Genomic DNA, 18,704 nt, shown 5'->3' with positions numbered 1-18,704 from the left:
CAAAAAATTTCATTGAAAATCGGGGTGAAATGTTACAACGCTCGGACATTTCAAAAAAATTCACGGCGGACAGCCGGAAATGGTCGTCCGCCGAATCATACTACACAATCTTTTAGATAGATTGATTGTGAAATAATTTCAATCCAATCACCACATCTATCATAAGTTCCACAATGAGAATTATACTAATGGCAACATTAAAATTACATAGGTTATATAATCCGATATAGATTTCACAAGTAAGAAATACAACTTGCAGACACAAATTTAAGTATGTCACTAAATGCTCGTTAGTTCTATTCCACAATCTAAACAGGAACATTGTAAAAATAGGTTTTCCCGTAAAAGCAAAAAGCACTGACAATACCGGCACCAAAAATACATAGTAAGAATCTACTGCATTGCTGGGGGATGTACCTACCCATTGAATTGCTATTTTATCAGGAACAACGAAAAATAAAACAATAGATAAAATAACATTGATTATTAAGATGATTGTTGTTGCTTTGCAAAAATTGATTTTTTTCATGGTGTTTTCTCCTGTTATAAGTGTGCTTTATTTAGTCGGCAACATAATGGAAAATTCCGAACCCTTGCCCGGCTCCGAAACCACTTTGATATAGCCGCCCTGCCGTGTTACGATCTCGCGGGCCAGATACAGGCCAATGCCCACGCCCTGCTGTTCGTGTACTTCTTCCTCACGATAGAAGCGCCGGAAGATGGCAGCCTGATTACTTTCGGAAATGCCCTTGCCGGTATCGGCTACTTTGATCTCCACATACATTTCCCACGGTATCACCGACACCGTAATTTTTCCACCTGCCGGAGTATACTTCACCGCATTGTCCAACAGGTTAAAGAGGGCTTCGGATGTCCACTTGCTGTCATGTGAAAAGGTCAAATTCTCCGGGCAGTCCACAGATACAGCGATTTTCTTTTTTTCCGCTACATACACGATCCCACTCATGGCTTGCGCCACGGTATCAAAGAGGCGGCCCGGTTTCTTGTCCAACTGGATCACGCCTGTTTCCAGACGGGAGGTTTTCACAAGGGCCTGAAAGAGAAAGTCCAGCTTATCCGTCTGGTTGCGGATTCCCCGGATAAAGTCGGTGCGCTCCGCCTCGGTCATGGGCTTTTCCAGCAGGGTGTCCGTCGCCATTTTCAGATTGCTTACCGGCGTTTTCACCTGATGGGAAATATCCGATACAAGGGTCTGTAACTCCTGCCGTTCCTCGTCCACCCGGCGGCGGTTCTCCTGCATGATCTGGTAAAGCCTTGCCAGCCGGTGTCCGATTCTGGCAAGCTGGGTTTCGCTGTCCTCTGGCCGCTGGGGCGCTTCATTCCCGGCGATCATGTGGTCTAAGGTCTGGCACAGGTCAGCGGTAAACTGCGACAGCCGCTTTCCAAACGCCTGCGTCAGTACAAAAATCCCCACAAGGGCGCACAGCAGCAGCGTCCCGCCTGTCAGCAGCACCGCAATCTGTTTTGTCACAAGAAACAGGGCTATGGTGATCCCGGACATGGAGAGGACAAGCTCCATTGCCACCCGGCCAAACACCCGCTTTACCGAGAGGTTTTGAAACTTCATTTTGCCTCGCCTCCCGTCCATTGATAGCCCATGCCGTAAACAGTCTTGATGTAGGGTGCGCCGCCGTCAGATTCAATCTTGCTGCGAATCCGGCTGATGGAGGTTGTCAGGGTGTGTTCGTCTACAAACCTCTCGTCTATATCCCACAGCTTTTCCAAAAGCTGCCCACGGGTCAGCACTTGCCGGGGATTTTTGCGGAACAGGTTCAGCATTTTATACTCCATCGGGGATAGGGTCAGGGGCTTGCCGTTTAGGGAAGCCGTCTGCTCCGAGAAGTCCAGAAACAGCCGCCCGTCGTCGTAAATGTCCTTGGCCGGTTTGTGGTGTTCCAGCATAGCGAACATGGCTTTGATTTTTCGCTGCAAGGCCCCGATCACAAAGGGCTTTGTGATGTAGTCCACCGCGCCCACCTCATAGCCCCGTATCTGGTCGCTCTCCTGATCGTTGGCGGTCAGGAATATTACGATGGTGTCCGGGTGCTGGGGCTTTATCAGCTTGCACAGCTCAAAACCGTTCCCATCTGGCAGGTTAATCTCCAACAGCACTAAATCAAATTCCCGCTGGCGGATGGCTTCGGCTGCGGTTCTGGCATTTAGAGTAGAAGTCACGCCGTAGCCGTCTGCGGTCAGGTTATAGGCTAACATCTTATTCAAAAAACTGTCGTCCTCGACAATTAAAATCTGCTTCATATCCTCACTTCCTTTGCTTTTTGCAGATAGTATAACAGGCAAATGTCCGAGAATTGTTACAAGGACAAATATATTTATCATATTACAGCTTTTTTATGTGTACTGCAATTTTATAAAAGAAAGGACAGCAGTATCATCAAATTGCTGTCCTTGCGGTTTATTATAGCTGGTAGTGTATAAGCGTGGGTTCATCATATTTGGTGTGGTATCTTTAACTATGGGAAACTCCCGTTTCCCATTTTGAAACAGCCCCTTTAGAAACACCCAAATGGTTAGCCAGTTCATCCTGTGTAATGCCTCTTTTGTGACGATTTTTAATTAGGACACGGCCAATATTTATCTCTTTCATAATTACTCACCTCATATATCATTATTATAATGAAGGAAAAGAGCAAATACAATGGAGACGTGTTTCACTTTTTTCAAAAAAGTTAACTATTAGGAAACACCAAGAGCGTGTAGTGCGGAAAGAGAAAAACAATACCTTGTGGGCTCATGTTATAGATGTTCAAATTTATAGCCGATCCCGGCGACACTCTCAATATAGTTTGGAAGATCCGGTTCAAAGCGCAACTTCTTACGCAGCTTACTTATATGATTATGAATGGCTTTTCTCGAATAGAAATCACAATCCTCTTTCCAAACCAAATCGGTAATCAGTTCATAAGTAAAAACACGTTTGGGATTAGCAATGAGTAATGCCAGTATATCAAACTCCTTACTTGTCAGGTTGATAATCCGTTGCCTAACCTTGACAGTACGATGTTCCAGACATAGATAAAGCTCGCCTTCTTGTATTTCTGTAAGAGGATTCTTCTCTGCTGCGGAGAAAGTGTGACAGGAATTGAATACCGTTCCATGACTGACTCCTTGTTCCAAAATATATTGCATTAGAGCATTCTTTTGTTCCTCGTTAAGAAGCAGAAATAACTTTTCACCAATCTTCTTGCCGGATTCTTCAATATCAAAAACAGCTAATGTCCCATCACATCATCACCTCCATATTTTGATAAATTTATTGATTAGAGCTCAATTCTTGCTTTCGATGGCTTATCTTCCCAATAGGTAACTTTAATCGTTGTTCCCTTGTCAGGAACGTTGTTTCCTGCACCAATCCATTTTCGGCAGATGTAATCTTTACCGTCTATCGTATATTTGACCTTGATAGTATGCGGAAAGGCTGCGCCATCCATAGCATGAGCGCGGACAGGTTTACGATTCACTTTTAACCACCATTGTTTTGTAACTGAAATTACAGTTCCCATTGTTTCTTTTTCCATAAGTTACCTCCAATGATATTTTTGATTGATGATACCTATTTTCTATTCAACCTTTTCTTTGTTTGTTGTAAATGCGGAACGCTGCCGCGCCGGTGGCCGCCAACTGTACCAGAATCAGTACAGCGAATAGGCCGAAGCTCTCATAGTAGAACAGTTCATCCCAAAACAAAAGAACATCACAGAGGGCAGTCAAGGCAACCGTCCAGCGGATGTGCCGGGCCAGCCATTGCCGGAACACCAGCACAAGGGCAACGGGCGGGACGATCAGCAGCGCCAGATTCAAAATCAATGTCGGGGTCAGTTCCATTGCGTCGCCTCCTCGCTTTTTGTTGATAAGGTCATTGTAAAATGCAAAAAGGTCAGGCAGATGCAGACTTATTAAACAAGACCCATGTACTAATAAAGTAACTTATTAAAAGGACACCTAAAATAGCCAACACAATCAAAAGCTGCTGTACCAATCGCTGTACTCCGATATACACTGCAATCTGCATATGGAATCCTACAAACAAAAATACAAGGAATGCGCCAGACAAGATAAGGGCCAGTATAACCGGAACACCAAACCATACAGCTAATTGTTTCAAAATCAACTTTCGTATATGGGGTTCTTCTACGCCCATATTTCTTAGAATCCGAAAACGATATTTATATTTCCCGGAATCTGATAATTGCTGCAAAGCCAAGATAGTAAAACAGGTTACAAACAAGATGATTGCGCTATATGTCAATCCAGTTTGCATAATGAAAATAATAGCAGAATTATCATTAACCTCGATTGTCCGCATGGTAATGTTATAAGTTACAAGCGAATCAGTAAGACTTGAATTTTCAAAGTATGATTTTAATTCTTGAGCAATATCATAAGAAATTGTTTTATCTGCCATCATATACCGGAATGTATTAGCTGATGTCAGTTTATTGCAAATGTGATCTGGTACAATATATATCACACTTTGAAAATTATAAAAATCTTCGCCTAAGTCTACTGTATGTGCAGAAATATCAGCAAGCTGTAAATCGCCTCCATCAGTTTTAATAGATTTGTGAGCTTCAAGATACGCCGAAATTGAATCTTGGGGCGTTATGGAAAGCCACTGGGTTGTAAATTCATGATCCCGTAAAGAAATTTCATCATAACCTGCCATCTTTAATAGATGGTTATAGTCGGACAAAGAAATCGCTGTGATGGGTGAGGCATTTTTCCTGCTATTCTCCAGTTGGTTATAAAAGTCAGTTTTGTTTACAAAGTATGTCTTAAAAGAGCAATCATCACGAACAGAAATATTCTTTTCAATGAAAGAATCAAGAAAACTATAATCCGTTACAGGCAGCTCTTTTTCGGACTGTATGCCGATATAACCAGACTGCATACCAATGTAGTCCGAAGAAATCTGTATATCAAAAGGAACTCTTTTTTCCAAAAAACCTTGTGCCCATCCAACAAGGAGTGGTGTTACAAAAAATAATGCCATGGATAATGTAAGTGTGAGGCAAATCAAAGTCATTGAAAGTGTTTTCGATTTTAATTTAGATAACAGTTGTCCAAAAAAGAACAGATTTTCTTCTTTATACTTCTGGCGTTCTTTGATAACCAACAAGTAATTACTAAACAAAACGAAAAATACACTCACTCCAAATACAACACACCAAAACAGAAATCCCATATAAACATTAAAAGCACCTTTATCCATCGGCATTGCAAGGTACACTTTGAAAACTGGCAATATGGAAAGAATAATCAGTTCCAACAGGCCAATACATTCAATCAAAAAGAGCTGCTTTACTGTGTTTTGTTCTTTTCTTCTGAACTTTTCCCTTATATGCGTAATCAACATCAGAATTGGTAAAATAATGCTGATTGCAGACCATATTTTGATTACCATTTCAAATTCTCCGTTAAAGTAGTAAGACAGGGTTCTAATATTATAAAAGGTAATCAGCAGATAAAGGACAAAATTTACTGGAAAGAGTTTGTATATCCATTTGTGGGGGGTTCCCAATATATCATTTTTTCGTTCTGCATTTAGCATATCAATTATCTTTATTTTTCGTATCGTGCGAACTTGAGATAAACCAACTGTCGCAAAACATATGCAGAAAAATAGAATCGTCAAAATGATTGTATCTGGAAAAAGCATAAATGAAAATTCAAATGGTTTATGATACATTTGAAGCAGCATAGCAGTAATGAATTGAGAAAACACACCACCTAATCCTATCCCCACAATAAGCGAAAAAATTCCCATTATTAGTGATTCTACAAAGAAAAGTCGAGCTATCGTTGATTGCTCCATTCCAATAATACTCTGAATTGCAAATTCTCTTTTCCGCCGTTGTATCATAAAGTGGTTTACATACTGCATAAGGAACATCAGCAATACAGTAATCAATAGAATCGCATATTTAATTCCGTCACCTAATATATCTAAATTAAATTCTGCTCCTATATTCGGATCATAATAATTGCTGGAAATGGAAAGGAAAGCATAAAACATAGATATACACGCCGTCAGAGTGACAATATATATCAAATAGTCTTTTGTAGATTTCTTTACATTTTCAAGTGCTAATTTAGCGTACATCATTCACACCCCCTCCCATCATGGTGAGGACATCCAAGATTTTTTCAAAGAAAACCCTACGAGAATCACTGCCTTTGAGAATTTCCGCGAAGATCGCACCATCTCTTAAAAAGAGAATACGATTGGCATAGCTTGCCGAAAAAGCGTCGTGTGTTACCATCAGGATTGTTGCGTCAAGGCTTTCGTTAATACTCTGGATTGTGGAGAGCAAGGCTTGTGACGAGTGACTATCTAACGCGCCGGTAGGTTCGTCCGCCAGGATCAACTTTGGCTGGTTGATAATAGCTCTGGCACAGGCACACCGCTGTTTTTGACCGCCGGACACCTGATAGGGATATTTATCCAGAATATCCGTGATATTCAGCTTTCCGGCCATTTCCCGCACCCGCCCATCAATCTCACCTGCAGGAACCTTGTTGATAGTCAGTGCCAAGGCAATGTTTTCCGAGATTGTCAGAGTGTCCAGCAGGTTAAAATCCTGAAATACAAATCCAAGATTCTCCCGACGAAACCGGGCAATCTGTTTTTCGTTGATTTCCGTCACATCGGTTCCGTCCAGATAGATATGTCCCGCACTGACGGTATCAATGGTGGAAATACAGTTGAGCAGGGTAGTCTTGCCGGAACCGGATGCTCCCATGATTCCTACAAATTCCCCCTCCTGAACGGAAAAGCTGATGTCCTGAATTGCTTTTGTAACATTCCCGCCATTTCCGTAATATTTTTGGATATGATCCAGTTTCAAAATTTCTTTCATTGTTATCACCTCTGATCTCTATTGTAGAATAAGAGTGGCTTCGTTTGTATCAAGTTTTCTTACAAAGTTCTAACAAAAATGTAAGAAGTGCAGGACCGCAATCAGCCCTGCACTTCATGGATCAGACAGTTGATGTGAAACGCCAGGGAAATGGCGGTTCCTTGTTCCGATGATTCTGCCGCAATGCCAATGCCCAGCTTTTCACAGAGCCGTTTGCATAGGTACAGGCCAATGCCTGTGGACTGCTGGACCATACGACCATTCTGACCGGTAAATCCCTTTTCAAAGATACGGGGCAGATCGGACGCAGCAATCCCGATTCCATTGTCCTCCACGACAAGAACAACCTGATCTTGCCGTTTATGAGTAGAAATGCGGAGAACCGGTTGTTCCGTACGATACTTGACCGCATTGGCAATCAGTTGGTTCAGAATAAAGCGCACCCACTTTTCATCTGAATAAACCGTGTCCTGCATTTCCTCCACTTCCAGACGCATACCACCTTGGAGCAGCAGATATTTATTATCTGCAATCGCCTGATGCACCACTTGGGACAGTGCCATTTCCCGGACAGAATAATCTTTCTCTGTATGTTCACTGCGGGCGTAATAAAGAGCTTGTTCGGTAAAGCGGTTGGTCTTTTCCAGTTCCAGCAGAAGTTCCTTTGTCCAGTCCGTCCGGTGGTTTTCACATAGGAGTTTCATGGCAGTAATGGGCGTTTTGATTTCGTGAATCCATTGCTCAATGTATTCTTTGTACTCCAGGCGTTCCCGCTCGACTTCTCCAATCTGTTCCAACATGGATTTTCCAGCCATTTTCAACAGCTGATAGTAAACCTGATCCTCGGCCTGTTCCGGCAGCTCCATCACTTCGGAAATGAGGTATCTTTCGGAAAGCTGCTCCGCCATATCCAGAAGTTTTCTCATCTGCCGCTTCCGTTTCCAGTAAGTGAGGATAAGTCCCGTCAGCAAAATCAATGCCCATACAATCAGGATCAATACTACTGCGGAAACCGAATTGCCGCACACCAGTAAAAATACAGTAAGTGCAGCCATACAAACAAGGTTCGTCAGCAGAAATGGAAGCCTGTTTTTCCAATATCGTCTGCTGTTCATATCGTGTACCCCTGTCGGTGCTTTGTCTTGATAAAATCCGTCAGGCCGATGCCCGCCAGTTTCTCCCGGATGCGGTTGATATTGACGCTCAAAGCATTGTCATCCACATATAGCTGATTATCCCATAAATATTCAATCATATCTCCACGAGAACAGATTTTTCCTCCGTTCTTGAACAGGTAATAGAGAATTTTCAATTCGTTCTTGGTAAGCTCTACGCTCTGTCCATGATAGTCCAGACTGCTGGATTCCAGACGCAGCACCGCATCTCCATAGACGATCTGTTCCCGTTGCTGTGTGGGATAGGCTTTTTTCAGCAGAGAAGCGATTTTCGCAAGCAGGATCGCTGTGTTATAGGGCTTCGTGATAAAAGCGTCTCCGCCCAGCATAATGCTATTCAGCTCGTCCATATCTGTGTTGCAGCTTGTCACAAAGATGATTGGCACTTCGGAAAATGTGCGAATCTCGGTGCAGAGAGAAAAGCCACTGGTCCCCGGTAGCTTGATGTCCAGTATAATCAAGTGTGGCTGCTCAGCTTTGATCTGATCGATCACATCGGAAAAATCCTCCGGAGCCACCGTTTTATAGCTGTTGCTTTGCAGCAGCGTTTTCAATTCATTCCGTATTAACGGATCATCTTCTATTATCAATATTTTTTCTTTCATATCAGCCTCCGTGAAAAAAATACGATATGCAGTTGCTCATTCTCCCATTGACATTCAAATAAGTCAAGTATATATGTTAAAGCAAACTACCCTTTAACCCTTTTTTGAAAACCAGTACAGCTCTTTCGGTTCCCCAAAAAGACATCGTAACAAGTCGATAGCTTTCCTTTTCCATTTCTTCTATTTTTGCATTGATTTTCTCTGTTACATTTTCCACGGTAATTCCTTCTACTAATTCTGTCCGATACATCATATTTTACCTCCATAAGCACTCAATTCAAAACCAATTCACTTTTTCTGCTTTGAATTGAGGGGTATCGCCTTCCTGGTATGGATTATAGGTATTGCGATTACACCCAAATTCTTTTAATGCCTTTATTTTATTATCCTCTGTCCATTCAACCAGCGAGATTCCATCAAATTCCTCTATACTTCCATTGTTCATTTCATTTTTGAAATACCACTCCACAATCGTTTGATCTCCCTTATGAAAAAATTGCTTGATTTCCCAAATAACCACCTTGCCACGGGTATTCCATTCCTGAAACCAATGCTTTACTGTTTTTCGGTTGTTATACTGGGGGCTCCAGCTTTCTGTATAGATCACATCTTCTGTAAAAATATCATCAATGCCCATATCCTGCTGATTGAGCCACATATCAAACCATAGTCGGATCGTTTTTTCTCGTTCATTCATGATATAAACACCTCACCATTCTTTTGTCTTGCCTTCGCGTTTGTTTTGCACAACCTGGGTTTGATATACGAGAACAGGAATCAGAGAAACCAGGGCAAGTACACCAAAAACTTCCGAGCGATTTACAACCGCAAATATTACGAACATAAGCAATATCAGCAACCAGGGATTACGCAGATTTCTGTAATAGTTTTCCTTGTCCTCATAAGAAGTATGAAGTTCAAATGGCTTACCGTCATTATCTTTTTCTACAATCAACAATTCCCGATTAAAGGTGGCGGCATTTGTTGCTATGCGTCCGCCTTTTTCAGCCCATGGCCGTAGGCGTACTTTACCAACAGAGTAGTTCAGGTTGATGTTTTTATAAAATACTTTGTAACCCATCCCCTCTAAAAACTCATGATAATCGGACGCGTCGGCCTTCGATTTTTGCCCGATAAACTCTACACAGTATTTTACCTGATCCGGTTTACACGCCTCAAATTCATACAACATTTTTTCCGCCCGAATCAAACGATAGCCCTTTTCAGACATTTTATTCAGCCAATGTTCCTGGGCAGTCAACAAACCGCCAAAGAAACGATAATACTTTTTGCTCATACTGCACCTCCAATAATTTCATTAGCTACGCCTACAAGTTCATTGAGCCTTATCAGTTCCTTTTCTGCAATTTCTTTTCCTTGCGTTGTAATGAGATATTCTTTTTTCCGTCCCGCACTATCTCCAAAAGGTGCAATCCAGCCTTTTTCCTGCAACGAGTTCAACGCACCATATAAAGTACCTGCCCCCAGCGTAAGCCGCCCTTTTGTATTATCTTCAATAAATTGCATGACAGCATATCCATGTTTCGGGGTATAAAGGGAAAGCAAAATAAAGAATGTCACCTCTGTGAGCGCACCGCCTTTCGCATTGTCTCGCATAACATCTGCCTCCTTATTACGGTTACTGTAATAAATATATCACTAACCGTAATAGAAGTCAATAACGATCCAAAATATAACAGAACGCTAAGCTTTATGATATAGCAACTTGTTCATAATAGCAAAAATTGGTCGGGACAATAAATTTACTGTCCTGACCAATTTCTCATAAAAAAGCGTCTATCCTGTCCACTACAAAGACATATTTTTATATGTATAATGATTTCATTCCACAAAGAATAAAACCCGCCGGATCAGATCCGGGATATTGACCGGGGCGGTAATATAGTCGTTCACGCCCTCATGTCGGTAGTTGGTCGCTCCTTTTTGCTCATAGACATAGAAAAAGGACAGTCGATTTTCTCGGATGCCCTTGTGGGTAGGGTACTAATTTTTGCTGTGTACTGCTAGATAAAATGTTTTTCTGAATACTTTATCCGATGTTCAGTACATCATGGATTACCCAAGGTTGAACTGTAACCATAACCATAAATATATAAATTACAAACAAAAGTACTTCGACCGTACCATTAACATTCTCAGATTGAAGTTTTTTTCTAAAATTATTCGGCAAAGCTTTTGATAGCAGATAATAAATCCAATATCCCAAACAGGCTCCAGCCGTATTTATAATAAGGTCATTTATATCCGATGAACCCCAGCCAAACATCTGAACAATTTCAACAGATAAAGAGAATAGAAAGCCAGTTAATGCAACGGTCTTTATGTGATGATACCTTTTATACAGAAATGGCAGGAAAACTCCTAACGGTACAAATAAAATTAAATTAAGTATGGTATCTATTGGTCCGGTTATCATACCAAGAAACGGAATCAGGGAAATCTTTGGACTAAATGACATTGTGCTTGTATAGCCAATACCTGCTACGGTTAAAATTCCAAATAGATAATAGCAAAACACAAATACAGCGGTAATATGAAGAAAACTTTGTTTTCTTCCCGATTTTTTAAGATATAAAAAATACAATAAGAGAACTGGAACTATAAACACATACCCACTAATTGAACGGATAAGAATGTCAGAAATTGATAACATATTTTTCACTCCTTTACTTGCTATCAAAATTGTTTTTGAGTATATTATACATGCTCGTGAACCAAAAATAAAGTCACATATTATTAAGTTTTTCTTCAATTTATCTGAATACTTGTGCTTGCACCTACATCATTTCAGTCTGTCGGTGGCGTTGTTCTCTTTGGCATATCGTCGCGCTGCTTCCCGGCGTTCCTCGCTGTATGGGGCGGTCAGACGGAAAGAGAAACGCCCCTTTGCAATATCAAACTCCATGCAGCCCGTTTCGTGGTCTGTGTCGGTCTGGTAGCACTCGTCGGGGTACTGCTCGGCATAAGCGGAAAGTCACCTTTTGAGGTTGGTGTTGTGGGTGCGGATATGGATAAGGGGATCTTTCTCGTCAAATCATATATCAGCGGTCTTTTCCTGTTTGGTAAGGTGTGACAAGAATTGAATACCGTTCCATGACAGACTCCTTGTTCCAAAATATATTGCATTAGAGCATTCTTTTGTTCCTCGTTAAGATGCAGAAATAACTTTTCGCCAATCTGTTTGCCGGATTCTTCTATATCAAAAACAGCTAATGTCCCATTACATCATCACCTCCGTAAAATTTTTCAATTACTCCACAAAGAACAAAACCCGCCGGATCAGCTCCGGGATATTGACCGGGGCGGTAATATAGTCGTTCATGCCCTCATACCGGTATTCATATTCCGTGGCAAGGTCGTTGTTCTCGGTGAGGATAAAGAACGGCAGAACAGGCAAATGTCCGCGAAATGTTACAACGGACAAAAAATTTTATTTTTTCGCATTTCTCTGCTATAGCAGTTCAAAATAATAACTCTATTATAGGCAGTTATCAAAGGTTTATCAATGCGGCAACTGTAAACAGATCCTCTGCCAAAGACTCTTAAAACTACTGGCAAGCAATGCAATCTTACGTAAGATTGCGTATTTAGCAGAAATCCCGTTTCCGGAATTCCTGCTAATGCTTGTTGGTGACATATCCCCAAACCCCTGAGATCATTGCCGGTGGCAATGGCTGCGCGTTCCGTTGGAACGCTGAAAACGAAAAGCAGACAAATCTTATTGACGGGATTTTTCTGTGCTGCGCTGCGGTTGTGCTGATTGTAGTTTACGCAAGGCTTCTGCCAATTCATCATCATAAACACGAATATCGTAACCGCATACATTGAAAATCGTATAGTCCGTTTCATAATCGTCCCAGACAGCCAGATTTTCTACAACGATTTCTGGGAGTTCGCAAAAGAGCGTTTCTTTCTCTTGTCGTCGTTTTAATTTCTGCTGGTAGTCCTTAACAACATGACGGACAACTTTCTTCAAACAACTTTCAAAACGGCATTGAACTGTTTTCTGGAAGTCAGACGGTTTCATCAATCTCACCCCCTTTCCGCTATGACGTGAAAAGTGGTTCTCCCTCTTTCCGCACCATATAGGGAACGGCAGGTGTGATTTGTTAAGTTGAGAACTCAAAAAAGCCAAAATTTTTCCAGAATGAAAAAAGCCCGCACAAAACAGACTGTTTGCACGAGCGAATGAATTTATATATCTAATTAACGATTTTATTGATTGCTTTTTCCATTTATAGCCGATAGATTTCTTTAAAACATTCCATGAAACATACTCCTTGATTTACACATCAAAATTATTTTCCAAAATCATAAAGTATATTTCTAAATAATTTCTAAATGTACCATAGACTTCTTTGTTTGATGTGGATAGCATAAAAACCTTATGATACAATATCTAATTAAAGGAGATGAAATCACATGAATAAAATTGCTATTATTGAAGATGATATAGACATTTGCAATATGATTGCAAAATTCTTAGAAAATAATAAATATATCGTTCATTATGCCTTGAATGGTGCAGAGGGAATAGAATTATGTAAATCGCTTGTTCCAGATTTAATAATACTTGATATTATGTTACCGAAGTTAAATGGAAATGATGTATTACAGAGATTGCGTAAATTTACAAACGCTCCTGTCATTGTTGTTTCCGCCAAAACAATGGTACAGACAAAAATAGATTTATTAAAATTAGGTGCTGATGATTATATGACTAAGCCGTTTGACCTGCATGAGCTTCTTGCTCGTATTGAAGCAAATTTGAAAAGGACTTCAAATACGTCCTGTCAAAATGATACTTTGACATATAGAGATATTGAAATCAATAACTCTCTAGTTTATATCAAAGAGGTATTAGTATCTTTTACATCAACCGAGTTAAAGATTTTAAGACTATTATTGCAATATCCGCAAAAAATTTTTTCAAAGCAAAATTTATATGAATCCATTTGGAATAAAACTTATGCTTATGATGATGATACGATAAATACCCATATCAGTCATATTCGTAAAAAAATTAAGGCGATTACAAATGAAGATTATATACAAACCATTTGGGGAATCGGTTATAAAATTAAATAACTTTAGATTTTCTTTAGACTTATTAGATATAGTGGCATAGAAAGGAGTGTTTAGAATGACAAAATTTATATGCGAAACAAAAAATCTAAGCAAAAAATATAAAGATTTCTATGCTTTAAAGAATGTGAACTTAACTATTCCAAAAGGAGAAATCTACGGTCTTGTAGGCGAAAATGGGGCAGGAAAAACGACTTTAATCAGGTTATTAACAGGTCTTAATTTTAAGAGCGAGGGAGAAATTATCCTATTTGGACATAAGGATAATCTGCAACATGAAAGGTCAAAAATCGGTTGCACGATTGAAATGCCTGCGTTATATAAGGATATGACAGCTTCTCAAAATTTGGAAGTACAAAGAATACAACGAGGTATTCCAAATAAAAAATGTATTACCGATACTCTAGAGTTGATAGGCTTATCCAATGCTGGTAAAAAAAGAGTAGCAAACTTTTCTTTAGGAATGAAACAAAGGCTTGCTTTAGGCGTTGCATTATTAGGCGAGCCAGAATTTTTGATTTTGGACGAACCCGTCAACGGACTTGACCCAACAGGAATTATTGAATTAAGAGAACTTCTTAAAAAATTAGTAAAAGAACGAGAGGTAACGATTTTAATATCCAGCCATATATTAAGTGAATTACATCAGCTTGCTACCTGTTACGGATTTCTTCATAAAGGAGAACTTTTGAAACAAATTTCTACCGAAGAATTAAACGAAGAATGTAAACGCCATATTTGTTTAAGGACAGATAATATCCAAAAAACCACTCTTTTATTAGAGCAAAAGGGAAATATTAACAATTACTCCGTTTACCCCGATAATTCTATTCGGATATACGAGTGCTTAGATAATGTAAGAATGATTTCTAAATTACTATCCAGTAATGGAGTTATTATTGATGAAATTTCTGTGCAAGGAGAAAATTTGGAAACATACTTTGAAAATCTAATAGGGGGACGAAAAAATGTTTAATCAAATAAGAGCAGAATTTTATAAGTTATTTCATACAAAGGCATTGTACTTAACCTTTGCTTTGATTTTAGCAGTCTTTGGAATTTTCTCCATAGGCGGTCAGCAACAATTTGTGGCATCAAGTTCAAGTTTAGACGAAACATGGAAAATAGGAGAAACTGTTGGATTTCTTGCTCGTGCTTATAGCGATACAGCACACCCATTGATTGAAGAAATAATAAGGACAGCCACATCTTATACTGTATTTTTCTGGCTGATTGTTCTTATATTTTCTGTCATTTTCTTTTCAAGAGAATATACGGATTCAACAATTAAAATTGCAATCGCAAGCGGACAAAGCCGAATTAAGTTTTTTGTTGCGAAATATATTGTGATTTCGATTACCAGTATATTTCTATACTTTTCATTTATTATGATTGCATTTATAATAGAATGTGCGAAATTTAATATTCCAATACAACTGTTTCCAATGCTGAAAATTGCAGGACTAAATTGTATGATTATGGGAGCATTTATCGGAATTACACTTATGTTATGTGTAATATTCAAACATACGGCAATCGTTGTAGGTGCTATGTCATTGTTTACATTTAGCGGACCGCTTATCTATATGATGACATGGGATAATATGTCAACTCAATCATGGAGAGTTCTAACCTATTTAAAAATAAATCCTATGTATTACTGGATGAATACCTGTTCTTATAATATGATAAATAATTTAGAAATCAATATTTTGATTTATTTCGTGGGAACTGTAATTATTACATTTCTTGTTTCAGCATTGATACTAAGAAAGCAAGAAATACGCTAATCATAACAGAAAGGGGAAATGCGAATATGTTATATTTCTTATTGATTTGCTTTATTTTCATATTAGCATTTTCCTTATTCTCTATTATCAGAACAATTCGCAACATAAATAAGCAAATAAAGCAACAACGGAAAATACGAGTATCTTTATTAAATAGGGACATTGAAGAATTAGCTTATGCAATCAATCAAAAAGATAATCTACATAAAAAATTACAGGTTCAAATTAAGCAGGAAGAAGAACAGTTAAAACAGTCTATATCTAATATAAGCCACGATTTAAGAACACCTTTGACATCTATACAAGGCTATTTAACACTTCTGCAAGAATGTGAAGATAAACAGGAACAAGGACAATGCATTAAAATCATTAAGGCAAAAACAGATTATCTCACGGATTTAGTACAAGAGTTTTATGATTTATCTGTGATAGAAAATGAGCAAGTTGATGTTGAATGTGAGCGTGTTGACATAAATAGAATTGTTACAGATTGCTTAATTGAAAAGTATTATGAATTTGGAGAAATCCAACCAACCATTCAAACAGAAAATACTCCTGTATGGATATACGGAAATAACCTTATCTGTAAACGAATTATTGAAAATTTAATTGTAAATGCACTTCGTTATTCAGATAATTACATTGAAGTTTCTATCAATCAAAAAGGAGTGTTCACAATTAAAAATTCAACAAAATCCCTTGATGATATTGATGTAAACTTATTATTTAACAAGTTTTATACTGTTGATAAATCACGCACCAAAGGAAGTTCTGGTCTGGGCTTGTATATTGTAAAGGAATTGCTGAAAAAGATTGACGGTAAAATTGAAAATGTAAGTTACGAAAAAAATATTTTGTCTATTAGCATTTGTTTTCCCTTGTATAATGATAAAAAGTTACTGTGATCAGAACATCTGAATACAGTAACTTTTTTAGTAGCTTTAACTCTCTTTTATAAGTTTTTCAAAATATTCTCTTTTCTTCTCTGGAAGTTGATTTAAAAATTCTTCCAGCCATTTTTCTTCTTCTAAAATTCCCTCGTCCTCATAATACTCTGGATATTCCAAATATATTTCATGTTCTCTTTCTTCTCGTTCTTCGTCAGCTTGTGCTAAGTCCATATATTTTCCAATAAGGAATTGAAGATATTGACTATACCCAAGAGAACTAACTAAATAAGTAATTCATTCATAGTCTTTCAATGTCATTTCTTTTTTTCCAGTTAAAAGGTCATGGTCGTAAGAAGAACAAACTTCTAAAAATTCCTGTTCCTGCGTTTCTGCTTTTTTCATTGTTCATACGGAATTTTCCATAAGGTAAGAGGTCAGCAGAAGTAGAAGCGATACCCTCAATATCGGTACGAATTATCTTTACCACTTCATTTTTCTTGTATAACTTGCCCTCAACCAATACCGCATTATCATTTAAGGAAATGATGTCAAAGGCAGTATCTTTCAAAGTAGCACTTCCTTGTGGCTTTGTATCGCCCGTTTCTAAATCTCGTTTCTGAATTTTGACACCGCCACGGATAACCTTGTCTGATACGGAAAACTGGTTACTTCCAGTAAGTACGGCAAGGTCGCCGTCCTCTGTAATTTGTGTAAGGTATAAGCCCTTAATCTGTTCGGACTTATCGCCAGCCTGCATATATGCACCGTCCAGCAAGTAACCGTTTGGAGCTTTTGTTTCTTCTACGGTTAGTGTTCCAAGTGGAAGAACTGCCTTGCCGTCCTGCATATAGAAACTGTCGCCAGATACTTTGTATGTGTCCGCTAATTTTGTAACATAATGGATTGTACCGTCGCTGTCTGTTTCGGCGATTGTCTTTGTAACCCATGTTCTTGTAGCTTCGGCAGGGAGATTGTCTTTATTGTAGAAGCCAGTATAATACTTCCATGTAAATTCCGCACCTGCTAAAGAAGCGTTCCCCTGCGGATTGTCTTTATGTGTTTCCATATCAATCTTGAAGAGTTCAATCAAAGTGTCTGTTACCTTTGGTGTATCTGATACGTTCAAGGTCGCTGTCTTTCCAGCTTCAACCTTTAAGGAATATATATTTGTATCAACCTTATATCCTGCTGGTGCGGATAATTCCTTGATATAGACTGTGTCAGCCTTTACCTCTACGACATCTGTATTTCCGTTTTCATCAGTCGTAAGGGTGGCAAGCTGTTTCGTGCAGTCCTTATCAGCAAAGACACCGTATGTCGCACCAGCGATAGAGTAATTCCCGTTACCGTCTGTAATGCTGGTATTACTGGAAGTCTTTTGAAGTTTCGCATTTCCAACATTGAGTTTCGCCCAGAATTGTCCCAATTCCTGCCCCTCGCCAGAGTAGATATAACCGCCACATTCATAGCGTCCTTTATTCTCTTTGACAAAGGCTCTTGCACCAGAGAAAACTTCGTCCTGCGTAGCTTTTGGAATTTCATCATAAGAAGCTCGCACGTTGTCGCACTGCCAGCCAAGATGTACGCTCAATCTCTGCCAGACCACACATTGTTCCAACAGATAGACTTGCTTGTAGTTCAATTCCTTGTGAGTTTCGCCATACTGTTTGACATACTCTAAGGATAACGCCACATCTGAAATCTGGTCGGCACTCATACGTGAGCTTGCGTCAGCTCTGGTCTTGTAACCATTCTTAAAATCTGTATTGATGTCGATACAATAGGCAGTTTCGCCCTCGACTTTCATATAGCCCTCATTGAATGTCGAACCGATAGAACCGTCATTCATTACTTTTTCAATGATACCGACACGCTCTGCACTTTCCGTCCAGTATTGCTTACTTTCTGCATGGACGGGTGTAGTCGGTAAAGCAGTAACGACAGTTGCAAGAGCTAAGAAGCCCGTACACAATCGTTTTAACATCTTTTTCATAAAATCTAATGCTCCTTTCATTTTGGGTATAAAAATAGACGCTCATTTCTGAACGTCTACATTATTGAAAGGCTTGTCCTCTCACACATATTCTATTTTAATAGGTACAACAGTTGCCTTTCTCCTTGTATTTTCGTTGTTTTCATCACTTGCGTTATCTACAACCTCCATGTGGTGGGGAAGAAATCTCTAATAGATATTCCACATTGGCCCGAACATTATGAAGTTCTTTCATATCATTTTTGG

22 protein-coding genes and 4 pseudogenes are annotated in these 18,704 nt (G+C 39.2%); 4 read left to right on the top strand and 22 right to left on the bottom strand.

Annotated features, from left to right (window positions below; translation table 11 throughout):
• Nucleotides 1-112 precede the first annotated feature (112 nt).
• The 20 genes and pseudogenes from LG34_RS10100 to LG34_RS10005 all read right to left on the bottom strand — a co-directional run bounded on the left by LG34_RS10100 (nt 113) and on the right by LG34_RS10005 (nt 12,727).
• A complete protein-coding gene (locus LG34_RS10100; protein ID WP_004611616.1) occupies nt 113-529 on the bottom strand; it encodes a hypothetical protein in 417 nt (138 codons plus the stop codon).
• Between the two features lie 27 nt (nt 530-556).
• Entirely contained in the window at nt 557-1,588 is a 1,032-nt protein-coding gene (locus LG34_RS10095; protein WP_077326081.1) for a sensor histidine kinase, read from the bottom strand.
• On the bottom strand, nt 1,585-2,277 hold the full coding sequence (locus LG34_RS10090; RefSeq protein WP_077326083.1) for a response regulator transcription factor: 693 nt from the start codon (nt 2,275-2,277) through the stop codon (nt 1,585-1,587). Before LG34_RS10090 ends, LG34_RS10095 begins: the two co-directional genes overlap by 4 nt.
• 211 nt (nt 2,278-2,488) lie before the next feature.
• Nucleotides 2,489-2,626 carry a helix-turn-helix domain-containing protein gene (locus tag LG34_RS10085; RefSeq protein ID WP_082433265.1) on the bottom strand — a complete coding sequence of 46 codons (138 nt, stop codon included), beginning with the start codon at nt 2,624-2,626 and terminating at the stop codon, nt 2,489-2,491.
• Nucleotides 2,627-2,775: 149 nt separating this feature from the next.
• Complete coding sequence (locus LG34_RS10080; protein ID WP_077326085.1) at nt 2,776-3,168, bottom strand: winged helix-turn-helix domain-containing protein; 393 nt, start codon at nt 3,166-3,168, stop codon at nt 2,776-2,778.
• 131 nt (nt 3,169-3,299) lie between these two features.
• Entirely contained in the window at nt 3,300-3,557 is a 258-nt protein-coding gene (locus LG34_RS10075) for a hypothetical protein (RefSeq protein WP_015542931.1), read from the bottom strand.
• Nucleotides 3,558-3,603: 46 nt separating this feature from the next.
• The gene (locus tag LG34_RS10070) at nt 3,604-3,864 is read right to left on the bottom strand and encodes a hypothetical protein (protein ID WP_077326087.1); all 261 of its coding nucleotides are present in this window, start codon (nt 3,862-3,864) and stop codon (nt 3,604-3,606) included.
• A 52-nt stretch (nt 3,865-3,916) separates the two neighbouring features.
• A complete protein-coding gene (locus tag LG34_RS10065; protein WP_181369344.1) occupies nt 3,917-6,145 on the bottom strand; it encodes an ABC transporter permease in 2,229 nt (742 codons plus the stop codon).
• Nucleotides 6,132-6,899, bottom strand: coding sequence for an ABC transporter ATP-binding protein (locus LG34_RS10060; protein ID WP_077326089.1), 768 nt, complete (start codon nt 6,897-6,899; stop codon nt 6,132-6,134). Before LG34_RS10060 ends, LG34_RS10065 begins: the two co-directional genes overlap by 14 nt.
• Nucleotides 6,900-7,000: 101 nt before the next feature.
• Nucleotides 7,001-8,014 (bottom strand): sensor histidine kinase, encoded by a 1,014-nt coding sequence (locus LG34_RS10055; RefSeq protein WP_077326091.1) that lies wholly within the window; start codon nt 8,012-8,014, stop codon nt 7,001-7,003.
• Complete coding sequence (locus LG34_RS10050; protein ID WP_077326093.1) at nt 8,011-8,679, bottom strand: response regulator transcription factor; 669 nt, start codon at nt 8,677-8,679, stop codon at nt 8,011-8,013. Before LG34_RS10050 ends, LG34_RS10055 begins: the two co-directional genes overlap by 4 nt.
• Nucleotides 8,680-8,755: 76 nt before the next feature.
• Complete coding sequence (locus tag LG34_RS16755) at nt 8,756-8,932, bottom strand: hypothetical protein (protein WP_002578900.1); 177 nt, start codon at nt 8,930-8,932, stop codon at nt 8,756-8,758.
• Nucleotides 8,933-8,956: 24 nt separating this feature from the next.
• The gene (locus LG34_RS10045) at nt 8,957-9,376 is read right to left on the bottom strand and encodes a nuclear transport factor 2 family protein (RefSeq protein WP_077326095.1); all 420 of its coding nucleotides are present in this window, start codon (nt 9,374-9,376) and stop codon (nt 8,957-8,959) included.
• Nucleotides 9,377-9,388: 12 nt separating this feature from the next.
• Nucleotides 9,389-9,976 (bottom strand): DUF2812 domain-containing protein, encoded by a 588-nt coding sequence (locus LG34_RS10040; RefSeq protein ID WP_077326097.1) that lies wholly within the window; start codon nt 9,974-9,976, stop codon nt 9,389-9,391.
• A complete protein-coding gene (locus tag LG34_RS10035) occupies nt 9,973-10,296 on the bottom strand; it encodes a PadR family transcriptional regulator (protein ID WP_055201540.1) in 324 nt (107 codons plus the stop codon). The genes LG34_RS10040 and LG34_RS10035 overlap by 4 nt, the downstream gene beginning before the upstream one ends.
• 225 nt (nt 10,297-10,521) lie before the next feature.
• Nucleotides 10,522-10,611, bottom strand: a pseudogene (locus LG34_RS17160) (response regulator); the annotation flags it as partial.
• Between the two features lie 118 nt (nt 10,612-10,729).
• Nucleotides 10,730-11,353 (bottom strand): VanZ family protein, encoded by a 624-nt coding sequence (locus LG34_RS10025; protein WP_077326099.1) that lies wholly within the window; start codon nt 11,351-11,353, stop codon nt 10,730-10,732.
• Nucleotides 11,354-11,482: 129 nt separating this feature from the next.
• Nucleotides 11,483-11,776: pseudogene (locus LG34_RS10020) on the bottom strand (hypothetical protein).
• Between the two features lie 174 nt (nt 11,777-11,950).
• Nucleotides 11,951-12,091 (bottom strand): annotated as a pseudogene (locus LG34_RS17375) (response regulator); the annotation flags it as partial.
• Between the two features lie 327 nt (nt 12,092-12,418).
• Nucleotides 12,419-12,727: a hypothetical protein gene (locus tag LG34_RS10005; protein WP_004611596.1), complete on the bottom strand. Its 309-nt coding sequence runs from the start codon at nt 12,725-12,727 to the stop codon at nt 12,419-12,421.
• 395 nt (nt 12,728-13,122) lie between these two features.
• Between LG34_RS10005 and LG34_RS10000 the strand changes: the two genes are divergently transcribed.
• The 4 genes from LG34_RS10000 to LG34_RS09985 are packed head-to-tail and all read left to right on the top strand — an operon-like array spanning nt 13,123 to nt 16,480.
• A complete protein-coding gene (locus LG34_RS10000) occupies nt 13,123-13,788 on the top strand; it encodes a response regulator transcription factor (protein ID WP_077326101.1) in 666 nt (221 codons plus the stop codon).
• Nucleotides 13,789-13,843: 55 nt separating this feature from the next.
• Nucleotides 13,844-14,761 (top strand): ABC transporter ATP-binding protein, encoded by a 918-nt coding sequence (locus LG34_RS09995; protein WP_004611594.1) that lies wholly within the window; start codon nt 13,844-13,846, stop codon nt 14,759-14,761.
• The gene (locus LG34_RS09990; protein ID WP_004611593.1) at nt 14,754-15,575 is read left to right on the top strand and encodes an ABC transporter permease; all 822 of its coding nucleotides are present in this window, start codon (nt 14,754-14,756) and stop codon (nt 15,573-15,575) included. The genes LG34_RS09995 and LG34_RS09990 overlap by 8 nt, the downstream gene beginning before the upstream one ends.
• A 26-nt stretch (nt 15,576-15,601) precedes the next feature.
• A complete protein-coding gene (locus LG34_RS09985) occupies nt 15,602-16,480 on the top strand; it encodes a sensor histidine kinase (protein WP_077326103.1) in 879 nt (292 codons plus the stop codon).
• Nucleotides 16,481-16,516: 36 nt separating this feature from the next.
• On the opposite strand, the gene LG34_RS17370 is transcribed toward LG34_RS09985, so the two are convergent.
• Complete coding sequence (locus tag LG34_RS17370) at nt 16,517-16,696, bottom strand: hypothetical protein (protein ID WP_330394022.1); 180 nt, start codon at nt 16,694-16,696, stop codon at nt 16,517-16,519.
• Between the two features lie 175 nt (nt 16,697-16,871).
• A pseudogene (locus LG34_RS09975) lies at nt 16,872-18,458 on the bottom strand (SrtB-anchored collagen-binding adhesin); the annotation flags it as partial.
• Nucleotides 18,459-18,704 lie beyond the last annotated feature (246 nt).

It is taken from the genome of Eubacterium ramulus (assembly GCF_003122485.1).
Lineage (GTDB): Bacteria > Bacillota > Clostridia > Lachnospirales > Lachnospiraceae > Eubacterium_I > Eubacterium_I ramulus_A.
Note: the sequence above shows the minus strand (reverse complement) of the source record. Positions and strands in the feature narration are given on the sequence as shown.